The organism is Aestuariibius insulae (assembly GCF_040783535.2).
GTDB lineage: Bacteria > Pseudomonadota > Alphaproteobacteria > Rhodobacterales > Rhodobacteraceae > Aestuariibius > Aestuariibius insulae.
Map to the genome: position 1 here is coordinate 1 of NZ_JBFONW020000003.1, position 23,775 is coordinate 23,775.

Sequence of the window (23,775 nt, forward strand, 5' to 3'; positions counted from 1 at the left end):
CCCGCAATCCTTTGAGAATGCGCCTGCAAACGGAGGGGTCGGACCGGGGCTCTGCCCCGTACCCCGAGGTATTTGAGGCAAGATGAGGAGAGGGCGCGGCTTTAATGGCTTGTCCTGTCGAAGGGCGACTGTACGGGCGCGTTTCGCGGCAAGGGGCGGATCTTGCGGATCGTTGCCGTCCGGGGAGGCTGGCGATGGCGTCACGAAGTTGTGGCGTGGCGCGGAGGACATCCTTGAGTAGCGTGGGATTCGGACAGGGCGGGAACCGCCGGACGCGTTGCCCGTTTTTATCCAGAGACCTGCACTCCGAAGGAGACCATCCCATGCGGCCCATGCTTTTCGCCTCTCTCTTTGCAATTTCGATCGGTGGCTGCGCCATCGCAGACGATTTCGAAACAACACCCTCATCCAAATCCGTGACCGACACGATGGATGCCCTCGTTGCCGCGGTCGAAGGCGCGGGCGCGACCGTCTTTGCCCGCGTGGATCATACGGCGGGCGCGCAGTCGGTGGGCCTTGATATGACAGAGGCGCAGCTCTTGATCTTTGGCAATCCGGCGCTGGGCACCCCGGTCATGCAGGAGGATCCGCGCGCCGGACTTGTTCTGCCGCTTCGTGTTCTTGTCTACGCGGATCGCGGCGGCCAGACACAGGTCCTTTACGAAGAGGTCGACGAGATGGTCGATGAATTCGATGTGGATGACGATATGGAGGCGTTGCAGAAGATCGAGGGCGCCTTGGAGCGGCTGACCGCAGCAGCGGTTGCTCAGTGAGCCGCCGAAAGAGTTGAAATAGCCTCTTTCAGATCGATCGCGCCGTCATAGAGCGCCCGGCCGGTGATAGCCCCGGCCACCACGCCTGTGGCCTTGAGGGCCGTCAGATCCGTCATGGACGAGACGCCACCCGAGGCGATCACGGGAATGGAAACAGCGCGGGCAAGCGTCTCGGTGGCCTCGATATTGGGGCCGCCCATCGCGCCGTCGCGGTCGATATCGGTGTAGATCAGCGCGGCGATTCCGGCATCCTCGAATGCCTTGCCCAGATCCGTAACGGTCATTTCTGTTTCTTCCGCCCAGCCTCGGGTGGCGACCTGACCCTTTCGGGCATCGAGCCCGATGGCGATTTGGCCGGGGAAAGCACGCGCGGCCTCTCGAACGAGATCCGGATCTTCGACGGCAGCGGTGCCAAGGATGACCCGTTCTATCCCGCGGTCGAGCCAGCTTTCGATCGTGCCGAGATCGCGGATGCCGCCGCCAAGCTGGGCGGGGATCGAGATCGCCTCGAGGATTGCGCCGATGGCGGCGGCATTGACCGGATACCCTTCGAAGGCCCCGTTGAGATCGACAAGATGGATCCATTCGCAACCGGCCTTTTCGAATAGGCGGGCTTGGGCGGCGGGATCGGTGTTGAAGACGGTGGCGGCCTCCATCTCTCCGCGCAGGAGCCGGACGGCATCGCCGTCCTTGAGATCGATTGCGGGATAGAGGATCATGGTCGCCCTTTCTTCAGGTTCCGGGCGTCTTATCCGGCAAGGGCCGGAAGATGCAACGCGACCCTACGTCAATCTTGATCGCATCGCGGTCATGCTGAGAGGGTCAAGGGAGAGGAATGGGAGGCTTGAGTATGAAGAAGACAATTTTGGCGGCATTCGTGGCCATGGGACTGGCCGGGACGGCGGCGGCGGATCCGCTTGTCGGGATGTGGCGGACCGCACAGGATGACGATGGCAATAGCGGGCTGATCGAGGTTGCGCCTTGCGGTACAGCGCTTTGCGGCACGCTTGTGCAGGCCTATGATGCGAGCGGAGCCGTGATCTCGTCCGATCGGATCGGAACGCAGATCATCAGCGCGACGGTGCCTGAAGGCGGGGGAGCCTATCGGGGAAAGGTCTATTCGCCAGATCGGAACAAGACCTATAATTCGCGTTTGACGCTGAGTGGCAATCAGCTGGCCGTGTCAGGATGTGTGCTGGGGATCTGCCGGGACGGCGGGACTTGGGTTCGCGCGAATTGATGTAGCGGAGGCAGGCCCGAAGCCGGGCCTGCCATGACAAACTTTGTTTGGCGCCCGGTCGGTCTGTTTCGCCTTGGGGCAGTGTCCGTGCGGGGGCCGCCCCTTCGATTTTCGAGTATTTATGACAAGATGAAGCTGGAGCTTTGCCGTCAGGGCGCCCAGTTCAGAAAGTTTGCGATGAGGCGCAGACCGGCGGTCTGGCTTTTCTCTGGATGGAATTGAGTGCCGATCACGGTATCTGCGCCGACGATGGCGGTCACGGGGCCGCCATGATCGGTATGGGCGATGAGATGCGCAGGATCCGCGACCTGCATGTGGTAGGAATGGACGAAATAGGCGTGATCGCCTGTCTGGAGGCCTTCGGTCACCGGATGGCAATTATCGAGTGTCAGGACATTCCAGCCCATATGGGGCACCTTCAAGGAGGGGTCGGAGGGCGTAATACGGGTGATCTCTCCACCGATCCAGGCAAGGCCCGGGGTCGGTTCGTATTCCAGGCCGCGCGTTGCAAGAAGCTGCATGCCGACGCAGATGCCAAGGAAGGGGCGCCCCTTGATACGCACAGCTTCGGTGATGGCCTCGACCATACCGGTTTGCGCATCAAGCGCGCGGCGGCAGGCAGGAAAGGCCCCGTCGCCAGGCAGGACGATCCGGTCGGCCTTGGCCACGCGGTCGGGGTCGGTTGTCACCTCGATCGTGCCGCCTGCCCCCTCCAGCGCCATCCGCTGAAATGCCTTCTCTGCCGAATGCAAATTACCGCTATCGTAGTCGATGAGGACCGTCAGGCTCATAGGCTGCCTTTGGTCGATGGGATCTCGCCTTCGCGGCGGGGATCGGGTTCGACCGCGTCGCGCAGGGCGCGGGCTGTGGCCTTGAATGCGGCTTCGGCGATGTGGTGACTGTTGATCCCATGCAGCTGGTCAAGATGCAGCGTGATGCCGCCATGGGTCGAGAGGGCCTGGAAGAACTCGCGCACAAGCTCGGTATCGAATGTGCCGATCTTGGCGGTCGGCAAATCAAGCGTACAAACGAGGAAAGGCCGCCCCGACAGATCGAGTGCGCAGCGCACCAGCGCATCATCCATCGGCAGAAGGCAGGCCCCATACCGACGGATCCCGCGTTTGTCGCCCAGCGCCTGGGTCAGGGCCTGCCCGAGGGCGATGCCTGTATCCTCGACAGTGTGGTGATCGTCGATGTGAAGATCGCCCTCCGCCCGGATCTTCAGATCGATCAGCGCGTGGCGGGCGATTTGGTCGAGCATGTGATCGAAGAAGCCGATCCCCGTCTGGCAATCCGAGACGCCGGTTCCATCGAGATCGAGCGTCACGGAGATATCCGTCTCGGACGTTTGGCGTATAATGGTTGCCTGCCGCATGGCCGACCCTCCTATTGTCCCGCGCGGGGTATAGAAGGCGGCCTGCGTCTTTCCAAGACGTCTCGCGCGGCTACTGCGCAGATGTGGCCGGTTTGAGAGAGCGGTGCAGACTGGGGGTGCCGGATCTGGAGGCCTGCGCCTTTCGGGGTGCGGCGAGATCCGCGATGCGGATGATCCGCGGGAGCTGTCGGTCTGTCTTGGCGGACATCTTGTCCGGCGAGGCGGGTTTGTTCGATTTGGTCTTGGTCATGAAAATAGGTCTTTGTTCTAATTTTTCTATCGTGCGAACAGGACCGAAACAAAACGGGGCGCTTACATGTGGGGAGACTGGTGTTTGCGCCTCGGCCCTGTTCGCATATCTACGGTGGCCCAAGGCTCGTCGCTGCGTAAAGACACAGGAGGCGGCTTCACGGTCATCTGGCGCTTTATTCACGCGCGGCGTTGTTTGCCGTGCAGTCAGCGGCAATATCGTGAAAACTTCGTCAAGGAGTTGACCTGGTCCGGTTCAGGATTTGACCCTGGCGCCGCGGCAGTTTCAACCTGACCCTGTCACGTGGGCCCGGAGGGAGAGTATCATGGAGGAGACTGAAAAGCAGCGGAAGCGCCGGTTTCGAGGTGATCCCTACGCTCATTTCGCGCGATATCTCGACCGCGAAGCGGCACGTGATAAAGAGCCAGAGGAGCGTGACGAGGAGCGGTCTTATCAGCTTTCGCTGGTCTCCCTGATCGTAGGCGAGGTGTTCGAGAACCTCAGAGATGCGCGCGGTTGGTTGCTCGAGGAGCTGCTGAGCGACGATCCCGAAAGCCTGCGCGCCGAAGAGAGCGAGATTACTCTGCTGTCCAATCGTCTGGAATCGGGAGAATTTCGGCCTGATCAGGCGTTCCAGGACCAGAAAGAGGCCCAGGAAGTGCCCTTGGCGGAAGCATATTCTGTCTATGTGCCGTGGTTTTCCGAGGAAGAGCAGTTCGAGCCGATCGAAGCTCGCTATGACGGGCGCCTTCTTGTCGAAATCGTCGGGCCGCGCGTCGTGCTGGACCCGATGGAGGCTCTGACCGGATTTCCTCAGCCGTTGCAGGACCCTACGGACGCTCCGACTATTGCGATCATCGATGATGGGATCGGATTTCTGAACCAGCGCTTTTGCCGGGACGGGGATCCGATGACAACGCGCTTTGAAGGGGTCTGGCTGCAAGCCTTGAAGCCGATCTTCATTCCGAACTTCGGACCTGTCTATGTCATGGCTGGCGCGGCGCTCAGCCCAGTCGACATCAACGCTGTGCTGGCTCGGGGTCCAGAGTTGGAGGAGGATCATGTCTACCGGCAGATCAACCGCGCTCTGGTGTCTCCAGGCGAGCATCCAAGCACCGAGTTCCCCTTCACGCATGGAACATTCGTCGGAGATCTCGCTGGCGGGGCTGAGCCAGGAGCGGAAGATCCGGTTGAGGAATGGCCTCTTCTGGGCGTCTCGCTTCCGCCATTGGCGGTCAGCAATACGGCTGGCACCCAGCTTGAACCCAGCATCGTCATGGCGGTGCATTGGTGCCTTGGACGAGCCGAAGCGCTTGGCGGCAATGGGCCGCTTGTCATCAATGTGAGCTTCGGCACGATGGCGGGGCCGCGCGATGGCAGCAAGCTGCTTGAACGGATCATCGCCTGGGATCTGGCCGAATGGGAGGCGCGAACCAAGCGATGTGCGCGGATCGTGTTCTCCTTCGGCAACAACCGGGTGGATCGCCTCGTGGGCCGGATCGCTCCAAGCGAAGAAAAGGGTATCATGGCTGATTGGCGTGCCTTGCCGGACGATTTTGCGGCCAGCTATCTGGAGGTGCGGGCAGATGATCCGTCTGATGTGGCCCGACTTGCCGTATCGCTGGGCGCGCCCGATACAGGCGGACTGGATGCTGCAGGGTTGCCGCCAGGATTTTACATCGCGCTTTCCCGCAACGGCAAAGACTATGCGCGGATCTACCATGTCGGCGCGCGCACGGCCTTTGGTGGGGGTCAGCAGCCGCCTTACTATCTGCTCGCACTCGCGCCGACCATGACATGGAGCGTGATCGAACCGGCGCCGGCGGGAGCCTGGCCTGTGGAGGTCGGTATCACATCCGGAGGCCCGGTAGAGGCGCGGCTCGAGATCCAGCGCGGCGATACACCGACAGGATATCGGCTGAAAGGACGGCAGAGCTATCTTGATCATCCAGATGCCCATCTCTGGGATCCGAAAGTTCAGGACTGGAGCGGTCTGGGACCTGATGCGGTGATCACGCAAGAGGGCACTCATTCAAGCTTTTGCACGATAGAGCTGAATTCACATCAGGCGCTGACGGTCGGTGCAGCTGTACCCGATCCGGAGGTGGGCCCCGCCTACCGAACGCCCGGGCTCGAAGCTGCGCCGCGACGCTACAGTGCCGAAGGCGCTCCGTGGTCGGTTCCTGGGCCGACTCTGGCTGCCTTGGGCGACGATGGGCGCGGGCTGGTCGGCCTTGTGGCGTCAGGCACGATCAGCGGGTCGACGCAGACGATGAACGGAACCAGCGCGGCCGCTGGCCAAGTGAGCCGCGCTCTTGCCCATGTGCTGATCAAAGACGGCTGCAAGCCAATCCCGGTCCAGGTCGAGAATATGATCAACTGGTTTGGAGTGCCCAGTCAGCCCGGAATGGAGCGCCAGGCAGGTGCAGGCCTGCTCAGCGCTCAGTTGGGCAGCCGAAAGCGCTAGGTTCTGGCCGAAAGAAAAACGGCGCGGGAGTGTCCGCGCCGTTCTTCGTTGGACGTTCGATTAGGCTACCATTCGGTTTTTGCGATGGCCCATAGCGGCGAGAGAAGTCCCAGGTCCAGTCCTCCTGGGATGGCCTCCGTTCCCGCACCGAGCTGCATCGTATCCTTGAGCGTCGTCAGGTCGAAATCGCCGGTAAAGTCCGAGCCGTCGAACTTGCGCGTCGGCGTCTTCGCTTCTCCTTCAAGCATGTTCACAAGCATCTCGCCGATGGTGATGCCGAGGATCGCACCGCACATGCTGTCTGACGGATAGTGCACGCCTGCGACGGTCCGATTGGCCGCGATGCGCTGGGCAAGGCGCATGTAGAACGACGTGTTGGACACCTCGTTGAACCCATCGACCGATCCGCCGTTTTTGAGCGCGCTGAGGACAGTCGCAATTGCAAAGGCTTCGGTTGCATGTCCGCTGGGCCAGCTGGGATGACCCGGGGTCTGAATCATTGGCTGAACCTCTTGGGCCACCGTGATTGGACGCGGCAGATCGAAATGCAGCTTGAGCCGCATCTCGTTGACGTTGACCGATCGGAACAGCGCGCCGATCAGCTCGAGCGAGCGTTTCGTCGCTTCGGGGTCGAGATAGGAGATCGCCCCGAAGAACGAGAGAACGTCGCCGGTCTGAATGGTGATCTCCGCCGTCCGATCAAGCCGCAGATCCGCGTAGCTTCGCAGATATGGCATCTGATCCTTGAGAAAATCATTGTCGAAGTCAGGGCGGATCAGCTCGACCAGTGTCGTGTTGCCGAGAAGCGATGCCTTTACATCTGCGGTGGTCATCGCGGTGACGTCGAGCGAAAGGAGCCGCGCCATCTCCCCGTCCAGAACCGCAGAGCGCGGTCCCGCATCCATTTTGCGAAACGCATCCCAACCGCCAGGAAGAGGAGGATTGGTAACAACTCCGCCATTCTGACCCGTCCAAGCCCGCGCGATACCGTCGCGGGTGGTGGTAAGAGCATTGGCGAGGAGGGGGCTGTCTAAACTTACGGTAGTGCCATTGACACCGTTTACACCGTTCACTCCGTTTACGCCATTAACACCGTTGACCCCATTTACACCGTTGACGCCGTTGACTCCATTAACCCCGTTCACGCCCATACCGTCGTCTCCCGCTTGGCTGAAAATATATGTTTCTACCCGAACAGCGTTTGATCTATTGTGTCAAAGGCATAGCATCTTCCTTAGAGGTCTATTGACGCTCATTTAACGCTAAGGATGCGTAGGGCTATGATGCAGCGGACCTTGGCCGCCTTGGCCACCAAAAAAATGGGGAAATGATGTCGTCAGCGCCACCATCAAAGATGTTGGAGCTCACTCTCTTCGGGCGCTTCTCACTTCGGACAGTAGATGGAACTGACATAACTCCTAAAAGCAAGAAGGCTTGCGGCCTGCTTGCTCTTCTAGCCTATGCGCCGGAGATGAAGAGAAGCCGGGCTTGGCTCGTTGATCATCTTTGGAGCGATAGGCATCCAGATCAGGGCTTGGGAAGCCTCAGGCAGGAACTCTCCAATCTTCGTAAGTGCTTAGAAAACTACGACGGGTGCGTACAATCTGATCGTCGTTGGATCTGGCTGTCCTCAGACGCTTTCGATTGTCTAGGGCAAGATGCTTCCTCCTCTGACTGCGAGTTCTTGGAAGGTCTCGATATTCGCGACCAAAAATTCAATGATTGGCGCTCAAAGGTCAGCGAAAAAAGCGCAGCTTCCAGCGCCTTGGTGTCACATCGAGAGGTGCTCGACCAATTTTCACAGAGCTCGGCGCCCCCGATATCGATATGCTGCGTTTCTATCGGCCCCGAAGGCGCTTCGTCGACCGTTGTCGCCGATGTAATTGCGACCCGGATAGCCGAGGGAATCTCCGAACATATCTCGGTTTCCCACATCGCAAACGACAAGCCGCGAGGAGAGCTAGCTAGCTCTGCAGATATTCTTGTTGAGTGCAGCGTGGTGGAAGACAATGGATTTTGCGTCGCACTGATAAAGGTCGTGCATGTCGATAGCGGCAAGATCTTCTATTCGAAGACGTGTCAGATGACGGGGACGGCCGGCTCGCTTGTTCGGAGCGACATTTTAGCGAAGGCGGCATTTGATGCCTCCGAAGTTACTGTGGAACAGCTGCCTCACATTATCGGCGTGGGGCAGTCGTCCAGTCATGCGACCGCTTTAAGCCGCCTAGCTTTACATAAGTTGTTTACTTTTGAAGCCAACGCGATTGACGAAGCTGATCAGCTCCTGCTTGAAGCATACTCTATTGAAAAAAATGGAGTTTTTTTAGCCTGGGCCGGTCTTTTGAACATGATCCGCTCGGTAGAGGTCATGCATTCCGAGCAAGACGAGACCCGCGAGCGGATAGACGAGCTTATTCAGAAAGCTTTATCGATTTCAGGGCAAAACGGCCTTGTTAGAGCACTTGCCGCACAGACTACGGCCATTCTATTTCGAGATCCCGCGCGATCTCTTCCCATGGCCGAAGATGCGGTTGAGATGAATCCGAGCAGCTCCTTTGCGTTGCAGGCATTAGCGACCTCAAAGATGCTGACCGGTGAGACCGAGCAGGCCTATGCGATATCAGCAAAAAGCCGAAACATTGCGAGTCGATCCCAATTTCGCCAGTGGTGGGATCTGAACCATAGTATGATCTGTGTTGCTACGGGGCGTTTTGACGAGGCTTTGGCACTGGCTGAGGCTGTGACCCGGATCGTTCCGACCACTCGCCCAATGCATCGCTATCTCCTTAGCCTTTATGCAGAAAAAGGGAATTTCGAAGCGGCAAACCGAGTAAAACAGAAGCTGATCCAGCTAGAGCCTGGTTTTACCTTGGATCAAATGATCGATGATCCGGAATATCCGGTTCACACCCTTAGGAGGGCCGGGCTAATTGCACCACTCAAGGCTATGAAATAACCGCCAGTATCTAAGTCGGAAACTTCAACAACTGATTAGCTTGTATTTTTGGAGCGGGCGATGAGATTCGAACTCACGACCCTAACCTTGGCAAGGTTATGCTCTACCCCTGAGCTACGCCCGCATCCATTGGGTGAGCGTCAGATAGGGGGGTTCTTGGATCTCCGCAAGAGGAAAATCGCGTGATGCGGCGGGCAGGGAGAGATCCGGCTGGATGGGTGTCTAGTAGGACGGGGGGTGAACGTCAGTGCAGCCCGGTTAACGGGCGGCTCGAGCCTTGTTTGGGCCTTCGGTATCCGGTCGGTATCGCGTCGGTATTTGGTCGGTGGATTTTCGGCACGAGGCCGGGTTAACGCCCCGGACGCCGGATTGGGCGCGCAACAGTTATATTCCTCCCGATGTCAGGTCAGCCTCGATGCCATTTCTTAAGGAGTGGAGGCTGGGCTAACTTGGGTCTTGTGGTCAGGGAGATATCTACGGAACGCCTGGGCGGAGGGGCGCTCGATATATCGGTAGCAGGCGGCTGCGAAGACATGGGAGACGACGAAGGCCAAGGCAAGGCCGGTATAGGTCGGGATTTGATTGACGATGAGGTGCAAGACCAGAAGGTGGCACAGATAGAAGCTGTAGGACCATGAGCCGAGCATCCGCATGATGGGGTGACGCAGTAAGGCAGCGATGAGGCCTGTTCTTGTCGCCAAGGAAAGGATGAGGGCGACTGAGCAAAGCTCGACGATGGAGATCTCGAGGAGGTCGACGCCGCTTTTGTACGGCAGAAGCATCAGGCTGAAGATAATGGCGATGGCCAAGGCGGTGGAGATATTTGCCAGCAGAGGGGACGGGCGCCAGCGGATGGTCGCGAGCCATGCGCCGAGAAAGAGGCCTGACATGCGAAAGAGTGAGTTGAAGTAATCCTCGAAATAGGCATCGCGAAAGAGACCGCTCGCGATCCGGAGCGCGGTTGTCAGAAGGAATGCGGCCAGTGCGATCTTTTGCAGCCGTAATATGCGATCAGAGCGCGATCTGCCTGAGCCGCCCCGAACCAGTGCCAGCCATAGGAAGAGCGAGATGACGAGATAGAAGTGCATCTCGACGGCGAGGGACCAAGTTATGATGAGAGACCCCAGATTGGCCCCTTCCATAAGGGCGAAGTTGCTTGTGAATGTCAGCACGGTCGCTGCGATAAGGATGACGTCGAAATCGCCGTAAAGATGGCGCGGAAGGCAGGCGATGGTTACGACAAAGAGGGCCGGATAAATGCGGACGAGCCTGCGGGCGACGAAGGTGACCGGCGAGAAGGAGCCTTGTGCGGCAAGAGCGACCGAGACCGTCAAAAAGCCGCTGAGGACGAGGAAGACATCGACCCCTAATGAGCCACTAGGGAGGATCCTGTCGGTGGCGCCGTGGAAGAAAAAGATGGACAGAGCCGCAAGATAGCGAAGTCCATCGAGTTCGGGGATGTAACGAAACGAGGAGTCTCCCTGCCTCATTCCGCCGGGTCCAGATGGCAATAAAGAAGCTGTCATGCGCCGTCCGGTTCCAGGCAAGGGTTTCTTGGAAGTACAGGCATTCTAGACAGGCATTCTGGCCAATTCGTGTCGGCGCATTCTAGTCCAGTTCGACCAGAAGGTCCTTGGCGTCGATCTGGGCTCCGGGGGTGATGTGGACTGCTTTGACGACGGCGTCGCGCTCGGCGTGGAGGCCGGTTTCCATTTTCATCGCCTCGATCGTCAGGAGCAGGTCGCCCTCTTTCACCTTGGCGCCGGTCTGGGCGGCGATGGTGGAGACGACGCCGGGCATGGGCGCTCCGATATGGTTGGGATTGCCGTCTTCGGCCTTTGGACGGGCCTGCGTGGCGGCGGCGATCAGTCGGTTGGGGACGCGGATGTTGCGGGGCTGGCCGTTCAGCTCAAAGAAGACCTTGGCCTCTCCTTTCTCATTAGTCTCTCCCATCGCCTGCATGCGCACGACGAGTGTCTTTCCGGGATCGATTTCGACCTCGATCTCTTCGCCCGGCTGCATGCCGTAAAAGAACGTATGGGTCGGCAGCGAGCGGACGGGGCCGTATTCAGCGTGGCGAGCGGCGTAGTCGGTAAAGACCTTGGGATACATCAGGTAGGCGGCCAGATCCTCGTCGTCGATCTCGGTGCCGGTCTGGGCGGCGAGATCGGTGCGGGTTGCCTCCAGATCGACCGGGTCCAGGTGTTTGCCCGGGCGGTCGGTGAGGGGCTTTTCGCCCTTGAGGATCTTGGACTGGATCTTCTTGGGCCAGCCGCCGGGGGGCTGGCCGAGCGCGCCGCGCATCATGTCGATGACGCTGTCGGGGAAGACGACCTCGGTGTCCGGATCCTCGACCTCGGCGCGGGTGAGGTTCTGGGCCACCATCATCAGGGCCATGTCGCCGACCACCTTGGAGGAGGGCGTGACCTTGACGATATCGCCGAACATCTGGTTCACGGCGGCATAGGTCTGGGCGACCTCGTGCCAACGCTCCTCGAGCCCCAGGGAACGGGCCTGCGCTTTGAGATTGGTGAACTGGCCACCGGGCATTTCGTGCAGGTAGACCTCGGAGGCGGGGGCCTGCAGGCCGCTTTCGAAGGCGGCGTAGTGGGCGCGGACGGCTTCCCAGTAGTTCGAGATCTCGCGGATCGTGACCGGATCGAGCCCGGTATCGCGCGGCGTGGCCTTGAGCGCCTCGACCACAGAGCCGAGCGTTGGCTGGGATGTGTTGCCCGAGAGGGCGTCCATGGCGCAATCGACGATGTTCACACCCGCCTCGGAGGCGGCGAGGATCGTGGCGATTGCCGCTCCCGATGTGTCATGGGTATGGAAATGGATCGGCAAGCCGACCTCGTCCTTGAGGGCCGTGACGAGTTTGGTGGCCGCGGCGGGCTTGAGAAGGCCCGCCATATCCTTGAGGCCGAGGATCTGGGCGCCGGCCGATTGCAGCTGCTTGGCGGTGTCCACGTAGTATTTCAGGTCGTATTTGGCGCGATCGGGGTCGAGCAGATCGCCGGTATAGCAGACCGTTCCTTCGCAGATCTTGCCGGTCTCGAGCACGGCATCCATGGCGACGCGCATGTTCTCGACCCAGTTGAGACTGTCGAAAACGCGGAAGACGTCGACGCCGCTTTCCGCCGCGGTCTTGACGAAGAACTGGACCACGTTGTCGGGGTAGTTCGTGTAGCCGACCCCGTTCGAGCCGCGCAGCAGCATCTGGGTCAGGATGTTGGGCATCCGTGCCTTGATATCGCGCAGACGCTGCCAGGGGCATTCCTGAAGGAAGCGGTAAGCCACGTCGAAGGTCGCGCCGCCCCAACATTCGACGGAGAACAGCTGCGGCAGTTTGTGGGCATAGGTCGGGGCGGCGGCGATCATGTCGAAGCTGCGCATCCGGGTGGCCAGGAGCGACTGGTGGCCGTCGCGCATCGTGGTGTCGGTGATGTGTAGGCGCTTGGAGGCATTCAGGTGAGCGATGACGCCCTCCACGCCCTTGTCGGCGAGGATGGTCGCGGTTCCGGCGGGGGGCGCGTCGATCGGGGTGACGGGCGCGCGGGGTTTGCGCGCCTCGGGGGACGGCATAGGGCGGCCTTGCGTTTCCGGGTGCCCGTTGACGGTGATGTCGGCGATGTAGCGCAGGATCTTGGTTGCGCGGTCGCGTCGGGGCGCGAAGTCGAAGAGCTCGGGCGTCTCGTCGATGAACTTGGTGTGGTATTCGTAGTTTAGGAAGGTCGGGTGCTTGAGCAGGTTCTCGACGAAGGCGATATTGGTCGAGACGCCCCGGATGCGGAATTCGCGCAAGGCGCGGTCCATCCGGGCGATGGCGGCCTCGGGCGTGGGGGCCCAGGCGGTGACCTTTTCCAGAAGCGAGTCGTAGTAGCGGGTGATGACGGCGCCGGAATAGGCGGTGCCGCCGTCGAGCCGGATGCCCATGCCGGTGGCGCCGCGATAGGCGGTGATGCGGCCGTAATCGGGGATGAAATTGTTGGTCGGATCCTCGGTCGTCACGCGGCACTGGATCGCATGGCCGTCCAGTTTGACGTCGTATTGCGAGGCGGTGCCGGTTGCCTCGACCAGGCTTTTGCCTTCAGCGATGAGGATCTGGGCGCGGACGATATCGATGCCGGTGACTTCCTCGGTCACGGTGTGCTCGACCTGCACGCGCGGATTGACCTCGATGAAGTAGAACTCGCCGCTGTCTATATCCATCAAGAATTCGACGGTGCCCGCGCATTCGTAATTGACGTGCTGGCAGATCTTCTTGCCGAGCGAACAGATATGTTCGCGCTGGGTGGGCGACAGGTAAGGGGCGGGGGCGCGTTCGACGACCTTCTGGTTGCGGCGCTGGACCGAGCAGTCCCGTTCATAGAGGTGGTAGATCTCGCCATGGCTGTCACCGAGGATCTGCACCTCGACATGGCGAGCCTTGAGGATCATCTTTTCCAGATAGCCCTCGCCATTGCCGAAGGCGGCTTCGGCCTCGCGGCGGCCTTCGCGGACCTTCTCTTCCAGCTCGTCCGGGCCGGTGATCGGGCGCATGCCACGCCCGCCGCCACCCCAGCTGGCTTTGAGCATGAGGGGGTAGCCGATCTTTTCGGCGTCCTTGGCGATGGCCTTCATGTCGTCCCCGAGGACTTCGGTCGCCGGAATGACGGGCACGCCCGCCGCGATGGCGACCTTGCGGGCGGAGGCCTTGTCGCCGAGCTGGCGCATCGTCTTGGCCTTGGGGCCGATGAAGGTGAGGCCGGCGGCGGTGCAGGCATCGACGAAATCGGGGTTTTCGGAGAGGAGGCCATAGCCGGGATGGACGGCATCGGCGCCCGAAAGCTTGGCGACGCGGATGATTTCCTCGATTGACAGGTACGCGGCGACGGGGCCGAGGCCCTCGCCGATCTTGTAGGCTTCGTCGGCCTTGAATCGGTGTAGTCCGAGCTTGTCCTCTTCGGCATAGACGGCGACGGTTTTCTTGCCCATCTCATTGGCCGCCCGCATGACACGGATCGCGATCTCCCCCCGGTTGGCGATGAGGATCTTAGAGAACTCGGTCATGGTCACGCTCCTGTTTGCAGGTGCAGCATGTCTAGGGCCTTTGCGGCGGCGCGGCAATATGGCGCCGGACGCGGGCGACTGCGCGGGGCCTGCGGCCCTCGCGGCACCCGCCCGGCCCGGCCTTCGGGGGCGCTCCGCGGCTGCGGACGGGTCAGGTTTTCGAGCGGTGGCGCTGCCGCCAGCCCCACAGGCCGAGTAATAACAGACCGTAAATCAGTTCCGGTGAGAGCAAGGCGGACCAGGGATCGAGGGCGGGCGCGCTTTGGGCAGGATCTGCCGTGCTGCCTTCCGCGTCCAGAATGGTCTGATCGAGCGTGACCGCCGCATCCCAGAGCCCGTGCATGAAGATGGAGGGCCAAAGCGATCCTGTCCACAAAACGAGAGCGCCGTAGAAGACACCTCCTCCGGCTGCGCCGATGACTTGGGCCACCGTGATATCGAGAGGCTGGCCGCCGATCCAGTTCACGAGGTGGAAGAGACCGAAGATTACTGCCGCGAGCAGGACAGCCGCGACGGCGGGAACCTTCGATCTGAGGCCGTGGAGAAGTGCGCCGCGAAATAGAAGCTCCTCGAACAGTCCGACCACAAGAGCGGCAATGCTGGCGATAGCGATTGCCCGCCAGTCGGCAGGTGTTAGGGCAATCTCGTCGTCCTGCAGCAACGCGCTTCCGTAGACCGCGAAGACCATGAAGAGAACGAATGCGACATAGGGAAGGGCAAGGAGGGTCGCGCGCCAGTGCGGCGGGGTTGTAAGGCGCGTCTGCCGCGTCCAGCCAAGGAGGATGACAGCGAGGACGAGCGCCCCGGCGAGAGCGATTTCGGCCCACAGGATTTTTGCGAATTCGGAGGCGCCCTGCGTCTGTTTGCCGTGTCCGAAGAGATGAGAGGGATCGGTGAAGGCAACAGGCGCGATGAAGTAGAGCCCTGCGATGAGCAGGAGCAGGTTCGCCGCGGCGAGGGGGCGTTCGGCCGCCCATCTGCGTATGGTTTCTACGCTTGAGATACTCGGAGGTCCTTTCTTTGACCTTGCCGCCGGGATCTTTGGGCCGGTGAGAGGTGATGGCCTCTCTTTTAGCGGAGGATGGTCACGCTGTCTTCTAATCTAAGGGCGTGGAGCGCTGCTGCTGCCTATCTGCCTTGCGGAACGGGCGGTATCCGGTGGAGCGCCGTGAGCCAGCGGTTGATCTGGGTTTGGGACGTCAGGTGGATCACGGTCAGGTGCGGAGGCGGGGCGTCGGCGATGGCGGCGAGTTTGGCGCGGGCGGTTTTGCGTGTGCGCCAGATGAAGGCGATGAACTCCAGCGTCTGGCCGTTGATCTGTTCGAGGCAGCCCTCCGGCAGGTCGGGGCGGGTTTGGCCGCGGTAGCGGAGCGATCGGCGCAGGACGCGGGCGAGGCGCAGGGTTACGGGCAGGTCGAGCCAGATAAAGGTGTCGGCGCGAAAGACGCGTTCGGGATAGGTTCGCGAATGGCCGCCTTCGAAAATCCACCGGTCCTGAATGTGGACGGCATGGGTGAGCGCGCTTTTCTCGGCGCTGTCCCGCTCGATCCAGCCGGATTTCCAGTGGATGTGATCCATATGGTGGACCGGCAGGCCGGTGATCTGGCCGAGCGCGCGGGCGAGGGTGCTTTTGCCGGAGCCGGGCCCTCCGGTGATCATGACGCGCTGCATGGGCTTACCCTTTGACTGCGCCGTCGCTGAGGCCTGAGACGAGATAACGCTGGGCGATCAGGAAGACGACCGTGATCGGCAGGCCCGAGAGGATGGCGGCGGCGGCGAAGTCTCCCCAGAGATACTGAAATTCATTGAGATAGAGCCGGGAGCCGACGGCGAGGGTCATCTTGTCCTCGGAGCGGATCAGGACGGAGGCGATGGGATAGTCGTTGATGAAGCCGATGAAGGCCAGAACGAAGACGACCGACATGATCGGGACGGCCAGCGGCAGGAAGATGTGGCGGAAGGTCTGCCAGGGGGTCGCGCCGTCGATTTCGGCGGCCTTGTCCAAGGCGGTGTCGATGCTGTCGAAATAGCCCTTGATCGTCCAGATATGGAGTGTGACGCCCGCCAAATAGATGAGGATCAGGGCAAGGTGGGAGTTGAGGCCAAGGGTGGGCGTGACCTCTCCCAATGCGTCGAAGATGGCGTAGATGGCAACAAGCGCCAGCGTCGTGGGGAACATCTGGATCAGGAAGAGTCCGTCGAGGAGCGCGCCTTTGCCGCGCAGGCGGATGCGGCTGAACGCATAGACCGAGATGGTCGCGATGGCGAGAACGCCCGTGCTGGCGATCAGGCTGATCTTGATGGAATTCCACATCCAGAGGAGCACCGGATAGGGCGGCTCGACCACGGTGCCGTCGGGGCGGGTGAAGTCTCGCCCGAAGGCGAGCACCCAATGTTCGAGCGTCGGGTTTTCGGGGATGATGGAGCCGACGGCGAAGTTGCCCTCGCGAAACGAGATCGAGAGGACGACGACGAAGGGAAAGAGGATCAGGAGCAGGAACAAAATCAGGAAGCCGTGGGCGAGGATCTTCTTGATGAGGAGGTCGCGGGGGCGTTCGACGATCATGCGGGCCTCCCCGAGCGTTTCGCGGCAGCGCGGCGCATGGCGACGAAATTGGCGTAGGAGATCGCGGCGACGACGAGGAAGATCAGGAGCGTGATGGCGCCTGCGAGGCCGAATTGCTGGCCGGCATTGTCGAAGGCCAGCCGGTAGGTGAAGGAGGCGAGGATATCGGTCTCTCCGGCCGGGATGACGGTGCCGGGGATGTCGGGCAGACCGCGCGTCAGCAGGAAGATCAGGACCAGATTGTTGAAGTTGAAGGCGAAGGACGCGATCAGGAGCGGGAGGAAGGGCGGGATGATCTGCGGCAGCGTGATCGTGAAGAAGACACGCAGCGCGGAGGCGCCTTCGAGGGCGGCGGCTTTCTTGTGATCCTCGGGGACCGATTGCAGAAATCCCATGGCGAGCAGCATCATGTAGGGGTAGCCGAGCCAGGTGTTGACGACGAGGACCATGATCCGGGCGAGCGTTCCGTCGGTGAACCAGCTGGGGCGCAGGCCGAAGAGGCTGTCCAGGATCAGGTTAATCTCACCGAAATTCTGGTTGAAGAGGCCCCGGAAGACGAGGATCGAGATGAAGGCCGGGACGGCGTAGGGCAGGATCAGCAGGATCCGGTAGAGCGCCTTGAAGCGCAGATATGGCCATTGGAGGATCACCGCGAGCGTCAGGCCCAGCGCGAAGGTCGCGGCGACGGATGCCGCGGCAAAGATCACGGTCCAGAGGAAGATCGAGACCATTGGCTCGCGGATGCCTTCGGAGGTGAAGACCCGTTCGAAATTGGCCCAGCCGATGGGAACGCGCCATCCCGGCGGGACGCGCTCGCCTGCCTCGGTCGTGAAAAAGCCGGTGTCGTGATCGGCGGTCAGGATGGTGCCGTCCGCGCCGGTGAGCTCGTTTGGGCCGGTCTGGGTGTAGTCGGGGGTGACGGTCGCGAAGGTGCGCAGACCTGCATTTTGCAGGAGCGTGCCGTCCTCGGTCTGGAGCGTGAGGGTTTGCAGGCCGCGGCGGAGCTGGATGGCCTCGCGGCGTTCGAGCAGGTCCGGCGGTTCGGCGGCCGGTGCTAGATCGGCGGTTTCAGGGGCTGTCAGCGTGACCGGATCCGAGAGCAGGCCGCTTTGCGGCAGCCAGATGCGAAAGGCATCGCCGTCGGGGGCCACCGCGAAAGGCTCTTCGGTGGCCGGATCGATGGAGCCTCGGGAGGTCAGGACCTCGACCGTGCGCTCGTAGCTGAGCAGGTTGAAGGAGGAGTAGTTCGTGAAACCGATATAGATCGTGTAGATCACCGGGAAGGCGATGAAGATCAGAACGGCGGCGACCCCCGGGAAGATGAAGCGGGCGCCGTAAAAGCGGCTGGCGCCGAAAATGACGGCAAAGCCGGTGGCGAGCGCGAGGACGATGGCTCCGAAGAGGGGCTGGGCCAGAGTGTAGAGGTAGAAGGCCACCGCCAACAGACCGAGCGTGACCGCGCCCACGACGAGAAGGCGCGGGAGCGGAGAAGCTGTGGGCGCGTCGGCGGTGAGGCTCATGGCCGGGGTGCTACTCGCCGAGGATGCGGGCGGCGGCGTCGTTCAGCGCCTCCTCGGGAGTCGACGTACCGGTCGTAATGTTGGTCAGCGCGGGGGCCATCGCGGCCCAGAAGGCGCCCATCTCGGGGTTGGAGGGCATCGGCACGCCGTTTGCCGCCGCCTCGAGCATGCCGGTGACATTGGGATCGTCCTGTGCCTCGGCGGCGGAGGTGTCGGCGAGGGCGCCCAGCTCTCCGTTCGCGTTCCAGGCGGCGAGACCCTCGTCGGTGGCCAGGTAATTCTCGATCAGCTCGACCGCGAGATCGGCATTGGGCGTCGCCGCGTTGATGCCAAGGGTGAGGACACCGAGGAAGGGCGGCGCGACCTCTCCGTTCACGGTGGGAATGGGGGCGATGCCGAAGTCGATCTCGGCTTCCTCGAGCGCGCCCCAGGACCAAGGACCGTTGAGGATCATGGCGACATCGCCGCGGTTCATCGCGCCTTCCATCACGCCGTAATCGACGCCCTGGGGCATCACGCCGTCGTCGAAAAGGGATTTCAGAACCTCGGCGCCCGCGATGGCGCCGTCGGTGTTCACGCCGGTCTCGGAGCCGTCATAGCTGCCATCCACCTTCTGGAAGGCGTAGCCGCCGCCGGCCATCAACATGGGCATGGTGAAATAGGTGTTGTTGTAATCCCAGAGGATCTTGGGTCCTTCGATCTCCATCCCCGCGATGTCTTCGAAGGCAGCGGGAGGGGTATCGACGAGGGCGGTGTTGTAGATGAGCGTGACCGCCTCGACCGCGACGGGGTAGCCGTAGGTCTTGCCGTCGAACTGCACCGCCTCCATCGCGGCCGGCAGGATACCGGAAGACCAGGCCTCGCCGGGGGCGACGGGCTGGATCAGGCCGCCGCTGGCCCATTCGCCGAACCGGTCATGGGCCCAGAGGACGATATCGGGGCCGTCGCCGGTGGCGGCGGCTTGCTGGAATTTCTGGGGCAGGTCGGGATCGACGATCTCGACTACGACCTCGATGCCCAGATCCTCGGTGAAGGGGGCGGCCGCCTCGAGCAGGGCCTCGCGGTCGCGGTCGGAGCCGGTCCAGATGGTGAGCGTGCCGTCATCGAAGGCGAAGGCGGTCGTGGTCGCAAGCAGCAGCGCGAGCGCTGCGGGGGCGGCTTTGGTCATGGTGGATCCTCCCTGGTCGTGGTCTGTCGTCCCGATTTTGGCTTCGGGTGTTTGCCCCTCATGTTTACCATCCCCGGTGGAGGAGGGCGACACCTCAAACCCGCCGGGCGGTGAAAACCGCCATTCCCGTGCCGGATCTGAGCGGCTAGGATCGTCCTGAGGTTGAACGCTGGTCCGGAAGAGGAGACGTCATGGCGCTGGACGGACAGGCAGGTGTCGCGCTCGCGGCGGACGGGGTGAAGAAATCCTATGGGTCCGTAGAGGTGTTGCACGACATCGGGATCGAGATGGCCGAGGGCGAGTTTCTGGTGCTTGTCGGCCCGTCGGGTTGCGGAAAATCCACGCTGCTCAACTGCATCGCGGGGCTCGAGGAGATCACGGCGGGCCGTCTGCATATCGGCGGGCGGGACGTGACGCAGGAGCCGCCGAAGGATCGCGATATCGCGATGGTGTTCCAGTCCTACGCTTTATACCCGACGATGTCGGTGGGCGAGAATATCGGTTTCGGGATGAAGATCCGGAAGGTGCCGCGCCCGCAAATGGAGGAGAAGATCCGCGAGGTGGCGACGCTTTTGCAGATCGATCATCTGCTGAACCGGCGGCCCAGTCAGCTGTCGGGCGGGCAGCGCCAACGGGTCGCGATGGGGCGGGCCTTGGTGCGGGATCCGGCGCTGTTTCTCTTCGATGAGCCTCTGTCGAACCTCGACGCCAAGCTGCGGGTCGAGATGCGGGCGGAGATCAAACGGCTGCACAAGAGGGTCGGGGCCAGCATCGTCTATGTGACGCACGATCAGATCGAGGCGATGACGCTGGCGAGCCGGATCATGGTCTTGAAGGACGGGCATATTCAGCAGATCGGCACGCCTCAGGAGATCTATGACCGGCCTGCGAACACGTTCGTTGCCGATTTCATGGGATCGCCGCCAATGAACCTGATCCCGGCCCGCGTGGCGGGCGGCGAGGTGCAGGTCGGCGACGTGCGGCTGAAGGGAGGTGAGGGGCTGCCCGGCGAGGTCATCCTCGGGATCCGGCCGGAGCATCTGAGCCTGGCGGAGGGGCCCGCGGATCTGGAAGCGCGTCCGGTGATGATCGAGAATACCGGGTCGGAGAGCTATGTGAGCTTCGATCTGGGCGGGTCGCGGGTTGTGGCCCGGCTGGCCGGGCGGATTGCGGAGGACAGCACGGAGATGCTGCCTCTGGCGATCGCGCCGGGAGCGCTGCGGTTTTTCGATGCGCGGACGGGCGCGCGTCTGGAGCGTTCCTAGGGTCTGAGACGGGCGGAGAGATCGGCGAAGCTGCTCGCGCCGATCTGGTGCATATTGGCGATCAGGTCCTTTTGCAGGATATCGAGCAGATGGGCAGGGCCCTCCTTACCGAGCGCGGCGAGCGCATCATGCGGCGGCTGGCCCATCATCGTGAAATCGGCGCCGAGCGCCAGCGCCCGCAGGATATCGAGGCCGGAGCGCAGGCCTCCATCGAGGATTAGGGGAAGATCGGTGGCCGCGCGGATGGCGGGCAGCGCCTCGATCGGGGCGGGGGCGGCGTCGAACTGGCGGCCTGCATGGTTGGAGATCCAGAGCGCGTCGGCGCCGGCCTTCTGGAGGCGAGGAACGACCTCGGGATCGAGGACGCCCTTGATGATGAGGGGACCCGTCCAGGCCTCTCGCAGGTGGTCGAGATAGTCCCAGTCGGGCGAGGTTCTGAGCAGGTAGCCCGCATGTTCGTTCGAGGCCATGGCGGTGCGCGTTTCGATGTAAGGATCGAGCGTGCGCATACGCGGCAGGCCCGCCTTGGCGGAGGCGAGGGCCCAGGCGGGCCGCTGGATCGTTTGCCAGAGAATGCGCGGGGTCAGCTTGGGAGGGTTCGTCAGGCCCCCGCGCACCTGCCGCTCGCGCCGGGAGGGGGCGGGGACGTCGACGGTCAGAACGAGCGTGGTGAAGCCTGCCGTCTCGGCGCGTTCGAGGAGATCCGCGAGGATGTCCAAATCGCGCGGCGGGTAAAGCTGGAACCAAGCATGGGGGCCGAGATCGGTGGCCAGATCCTCGGGGGATTTCGTGGCGACGGTGGAGAGCGTGTAAGGCACACCCGCCTTGGCGGCGGTGCGGGCGAGAATATGTTCGGCCCCGGGCCAGATCAGGCCGGACATGCCTACGGGCGCGAAGCCGACGGGCAGCGGATGGGTTTGACCGAGAAGGGTCGCGCTCGTCTCGGGGCTGATATCGCCATGCAGGACGCTGGGGGTGAAGCGGATCCGGTCCAGTTCGCTGCGGTTGCGGCGCGCGGTGGCGCCGGTGCCCGTGGCGCTATCAAGATAGTCCCAGACAAAGCGTGGCAGTCGCCGCGCGGCGCGGGCTTGCAGATCGGAGAGGCCGGGATAGCGGCTTTGGCGGGTCATCTCGACTTGCTACGGGGTTTGGCGCGGGCTGGGAAGCCGGGGGATTTGAGTATTTTTGGCCAGATGAAGCGGAGTGGAACCTCGGCGGGGATGGTCTGTTGATCAGGGACCCTCAGCGAATGGAGCATGGCATGGCACGATTTGACGGAAAGCGGATCCTTATCACAGGCGGCACGAGCGGGATCGGTCTGGCAACTGCGTTAAGGATCGTCGAGGAGGGCGGCGAGGTGGCCGTGACCGGCACGACGCAGGAGCATCTCGATCATGCGGGGCGCAGCCTGCCTCCGGCGAGCCTGGTGCTGCGCAACGATGCCTCCGATCCGGAGGCCGCCGAGGAGCTGGCGGGCAAGATCAAGGATCAGATGGGCGAGATCGACGGCGCCTTTCTAAATGCCGGCTACGGGAAGTTCTGGCCGGTCGAGGAGACCGAGCCGGAGGCGTTCGACAAGATGATGAACGTCAATGTCCGCGGGCCCGCGCTGCATATGGCGGGGCTGAAGGCGCTCATAAAGGATGGCGGGGCGGTGCTGGTGACATCGTCCGTGGCGCCCTATCTGGGGCAGGGCGAGGGCGCGGTCTATGGCGCGAGCAAGGCGGCCTGCTATGCGATGGCGCGCGGTTGGGCGCGGGATCTGGCGCCGCGCGGGATCCGGGTGAACTCGGTCGCTCCGGGGCCGATCGAGACGAATTTCTTCGCCGGGATGGGTTTGAGCGAGGAGGAGAAGGAGGGCTTCAAGGAGCAGATCCTTCAGATGGTTCCGCTGGGTAAAATGGGTACGGATGAGAATGTCGCGGCAGTGGCCTGTTTCCTGCTGTCGGACGAGGCGGCCTATGTGACCGGATCGGAATATATGGTCGATGGCGGCATGACGATGCGCTAGCGCCCCTTAGTGGAGCGGAACATTGTCACAGGCGCGAACGGGGCGGGCAAAAGCTTTGTCGCGCGCTGGATGGGGGCGGTGCGACCGGAGGTTCCTGTCGTCTCCTTCGATGCAGTGAAGCTGACGACGGGGTGGGCTCAACGGCCCAGGGCGGAGATCGAGGCGGATCTGGCGGAGATCGTCGCGCGGCCGCGCTGGATCCTCGAAGGCGGGCCGAGCCTGTTGGCTCTGGCCTTGCCCCGTGCGCAAGCTGTGATCTGGCTCGATCCGCCGGACTGGCTGAGGGGTGTGCGGCTGGCCTGGCGCCCGTTGCGCCATCTGGGACGGACGCGGCCAGAGATTCCGGCGGGCAATCGGGACTGGCCGCACCGGCAATATCGGTTTGCAATGAGGAGCCTGCGCGCGGGCGCGCGGTTCCGCGCCGGTATCACGGCGGCTTTGGGCGAGGCGGGGGATCTGCCGGTCTGGCGGTGCCGGACAGCGCGCGAGGTGCAGGAGGCGGTCGACGCTTGGGCGGATTTAGGAGCGTGACGGTATGGTTTTTGCAGGCGATCCGGCGACAGTCGTGCCGGGCGCGACGTCTCGGGTGACAACGCTGCCCGCGCCGACGATCGCGCCTGCGCCGATGGTGACGCCGGGCAGCAGGATGGCCCCGCCGCCGATCCAGACGCGCGCGCCGATCCGGACGGGGCGGGCGATCTCGAAACCCTCTGCGCGTTCGGCCGGATCGCGGTGGTGATCGGCGCAGTAGATCTGGACGTGGGGGCCAAGCATGGAGCCTGCACCGATCTCGACCCGGGCGCTGTCGAGGATCGTGCAGCCCGCATTGAGATAGACACCCTCGGCCAGGGAGATGTTGCAGCCATAGGAGCAGTGGAAGGGCGCTTCGACGATAGCATCCGGCGCGGCATGGGCGAAGAGGGCGCGCAGAGCGGGGGCGATTGTGCGACGATCCGTCGGAGGGGCGGTATTATGAATGTAGACGGCCTCGCGGGCGGCGGCGCGCAGGACCTCAAGCTCGGGGTCGAGGCAGCTGTACCACTCGCCTCGGGTCATCTTTTCGCGTTCCGTTGTCATTGGGGTAGACTGGCAGGTGGCGGGCCGAGTGTCACTTCTGGCGGGATGCGACGAGATG

Annotated in this window: 21 protein-coding genes and 1 tRNA gene; 7 read left to right on the plus strand and 15 right to left on the minus strand. The window is 62.5% G+C overall.

All coding sequences use genetic code 11. The features are described 5' to 3' along the window. Positions 1 to 323: 323 nt before the first annotated feature. On the plus strand, positions 324 to 773 hold the full coding sequence (locus AAD018_RS09085; RefSeq protein WP_367316395.1) for a DUF302 domain-containing protein: 450 nt from the start codon (positions 324 to 326) through the stop codon (positions 771 to 773). Here AAD018_RS09085 and hisA read toward each other — a convergent pair. Next, positions 767 to 1,492: a 1-(5-phosphoribosyl)-5-[(5-phosphoribosylamino)methylideneamino]imidazole-4-carboxamide isomerase gene (gene hisA, locus AAD018_RS09090; protein ID WP_367316394.1), complete on the minus strand. Its 726-nt coding sequence runs from the start codon at positions 1,490 to 1,492 to the stop codon at positions 767 to 769. The two genes, AAD018_RS09085 and hisA, sit on opposite strands and share 7 nt — an antisense overlap. 131 nt (positions 1,493 to 1,623) lie before the next feature. On the opposite strand from hisA, the gene AAD018_RS09095 reads away from it, so the two are divergent. After that, a complete protein-coding gene (locus AAD018_RS09095; RefSeq protein WP_367316393.1) occupies positions 1,624 to 2,013 on the plus strand; it encodes a DUF2147 domain-containing protein in 390 nt (129 codons plus the stop codon). 149 nt (positions 2,014 to 2,162) lie between these two features. On the opposite strand, the gene hisH is transcribed toward AAD018_RS09095, so the two are convergent. The 3 genes from hisH to AAD018_RS09110 form a co-directional block, all read right to left on the minus strand. Then, positions 2,163 to 2,804: an imidazole glycerol phosphate synthase subunit HisH gene (hisH, locus tag AAD018_RS09100; RefSeq protein ID WP_367316392.1), complete on the minus strand. Its 642-nt coding sequence runs from the start codon at positions 2,802 to 2,804 to the stop codon at positions 2,163 to 2,165. Further along, positions 2,801 to 3,388 (minus strand): imidazoleglycerol-phosphate dehydratase HisB, encoded by a 588-nt coding sequence (hisB, locus tag AAD018_RS09105; protein WP_367316391.1) that lies wholly within the window; start codon positions 3,386 to 3,388, stop codon positions 2,801 to 2,803. The genes hisH and hisB overlap by 4 nt, the downstream gene beginning before the upstream one ends. A gap of 70 nt (positions 3,389 to 3,458) precedes the next feature. Next, the gene (locus AAD018_RS09110; protein WP_367316390.1) at positions 3,459 to 3,638 is read right to left on the minus strand and encodes a hypothetical protein; all 180 of its coding nucleotides are present in this window, start codon (positions 3,636 to 3,638) and stop codon (positions 3,459 to 3,461) included. A 325-nt stretch (positions 3,639 to 3,963) separates the two neighbouring features. On the opposite strand from AAD018_RS09110, the gene AAD018_RS09115 reads away from it, so the two are divergent. Beyond that, entirely contained in the window at positions 3,964 to 6,105 is a 2,142-nt protein-coding gene (locus AAD018_RS09115) for a S8/S53 family peptidase (protein ID WP_367316389.1), read from the plus strand. A gap of 65 nt (positions 6,106 to 6,170) precedes the next feature. Here AAD018_RS09115 and AAD018_RS09120 read toward each other — a convergent pair whose 3' ends face one another. Then, positions 6,171 to 7,010 (minus strand): phosphatase PAP2 family protein, encoded by an 840-nt coding sequence (locus AAD018_RS09120; protein WP_367316388.1) that lies wholly within the window; start codon positions 7,008 to 7,010, stop codon positions 6,171 to 6,173. A 449-nt stretch (positions 7,011 to 7,459) separates the two neighbouring features. Here AAD018_RS09120 and AAD018_RS09125 point away from each other — a divergent pair, with 449 nt between their 5' ends. Continuing rightward, the gene (locus tag AAD018_RS09125; RefSeq protein ID WP_412005230.1) at positions 7,460 to 9,061 is read left to right on the plus strand and encodes a hypothetical protein; all 1,602 of its coding nucleotides are present in this window, start codon (positions 7,460 to 7,462) and stop codon (positions 9,059 to 9,061) included. A gap of 49 nt (positions 9,062 to 9,110) precedes the next feature. Here the strand turns inward: AAD018_RS09125 and AAD018_RS09130 are convergent. From AAD018_RS09130 to malE, 8 genes are all read right to left on the minus strand, one after another. Next, positions 9,111 to 9,185, minus strand: a tRNA-Gly gene (locus tag AAD018_RS09130). A gap of 301 nt (positions 9,186 to 9,486) precedes the next feature. Further along, positions 9,487 to 10,551 carry an acyltransferase family protein gene (locus tag AAD018_RS09135; protein ID WP_367316385.1) on the minus strand — a complete coding sequence of 355 codons (1,065 nt, stop codon included), beginning with the start codon at positions 10,549 to 10,551 and terminating at the stop codon, positions 9,487 to 9,489. A gap of 118 nt (positions 10,552 to 10,669) precedes the next feature. Further along, entirely contained in the window at positions 10,670 to 14,110 is a 3,441-nt protein-coding gene (locus AAD018_RS09140) for a pyruvate carboxylase (protein ID WP_367316384.1), read from the minus strand. A gap of 151 nt (positions 14,111 to 14,261) precedes the next feature. After that, positions 14,262 to 14,798, minus strand: a complete 537-nt coding sequence (locus AAD018_RS09145) for a CPBP family intramembrane glutamic endopeptidase (RefSeq protein ID WP_367316383.1) — start codon at positions 14,796 to 14,798, stop codon at positions 14,262 to 14,264. Positions 14,799 to 15,238: 440 nt separating this feature from the next. Then, positions 15,239 to 15,781: an AAA family ATPase gene (locus AAD018_RS09150; protein ID WP_367316382.1), complete on the minus strand. Its 543-nt coding sequence runs from the start codon at positions 15,779 to 15,781 to the stop codon at positions 15,239 to 15,241. A gap of 4 nt (positions 15,782 to 15,785) precedes the next feature. Beyond that, a complete protein-coding gene (malG, locus tag AAD018_RS09155) occupies positions 15,786 to 16,676 on the minus strand; it encodes a maltose ABC transporter permease MalG (RefSeq protein WP_367316381.1) in 891 nt (296 codons plus the stop codon). After that, positions 16,673 to 18,196 (minus strand): maltose ABC transporter permease MalF, encoded by a 1,524-nt coding sequence (malF, locus tag AAD018_RS09160; RefSeq protein WP_367316380.1) that lies wholly within the window; start codon positions 18,194 to 18,196, stop codon positions 16,673 to 16,675. Before malF ends, malG begins: the two co-directional genes overlap by 4 nt. 10 nt (positions 18,197 to 18,206) lie before the next feature. Further along, positions 18,207 to 19,364 carry a maltose/maltodextrin ABC transporter substrate-binding protein MalE gene (gene malE / locus AAD018_RS09165; RefSeq protein WP_367316379.1) on the minus strand — a complete coding sequence of 386 codons (1,158 nt, stop codon included), beginning with the start codon at positions 19,362 to 19,364 and terminating at the stop codon, positions 18,207 to 18,209. Between the two features lie 191 nt (positions 19,365 to 19,555). On the opposite strand from malE, the gene AAD018_RS09170 reads away from it, so the two are divergent. Next, entirely contained in the window at positions 19,556 to 20,629 is a 1,074-nt protein-coding gene (locus AAD018_RS09170; protein ID WP_367316377.1) for an ABC transporter ATP-binding protein, read from the plus strand. Here the strand turns inward: AAD018_RS09170 and AAD018_RS09175 are convergent. Further along, complete coding sequence (locus AAD018_RS09175; RefSeq protein WP_367316376.1) at positions 20,626 to 21,759, minus strand: alpha-hydroxy acid oxidase; 1,134 nt, start codon at positions 21,757 to 21,759, stop codon at positions 20,626 to 20,628. The genes AAD018_RS09170 and AAD018_RS09175 overlap by 4 nt on opposite strands. Before the next feature lie 131 nt (positions 21,760 to 21,890). Here AAD018_RS09175 and AAD018_RS09180 point away from each other — a divergent pair, with 131 nt between their 5' ends. Beyond that, a complete protein-coding gene (locus AAD018_RS09180; protein ID WP_367316375.1) occupies positions 21,891 to 22,640 on the plus strand; it encodes an SDR family oxidoreductase in 750 nt (249 codons plus the stop codon). A gap of 9 nt (positions 22,641 to 22,649) precedes the next feature. Beyond that, positions 22,650 to 23,171: a P-loop NTPase family protein gene (locus AAD018_RS09185; protein ID WP_367316374.1), complete on the plus strand. Its 522-nt coding sequence runs from the start codon at positions 22,650 to 22,652 to the stop codon at positions 23,169 to 23,171. Here the strand turns inward: AAD018_RS09185 and AAD018_RS09190 are convergent. Further along, positions 23,160 to 23,696: a sugar O-acetyltransferase gene (locus AAD018_RS09190; RefSeq protein WP_367316373.1), complete on the minus strand. Its 537-nt coding sequence runs from the start codon at positions 23,694 to 23,696 to the stop codon at positions 23,160 to 23,162. The two genes, AAD018_RS09185 and AAD018_RS09190, sit on opposite strands and share 12 nt — an antisense overlap. Positions 23,697 to 23,775 lie beyond the last annotated feature (79 nt).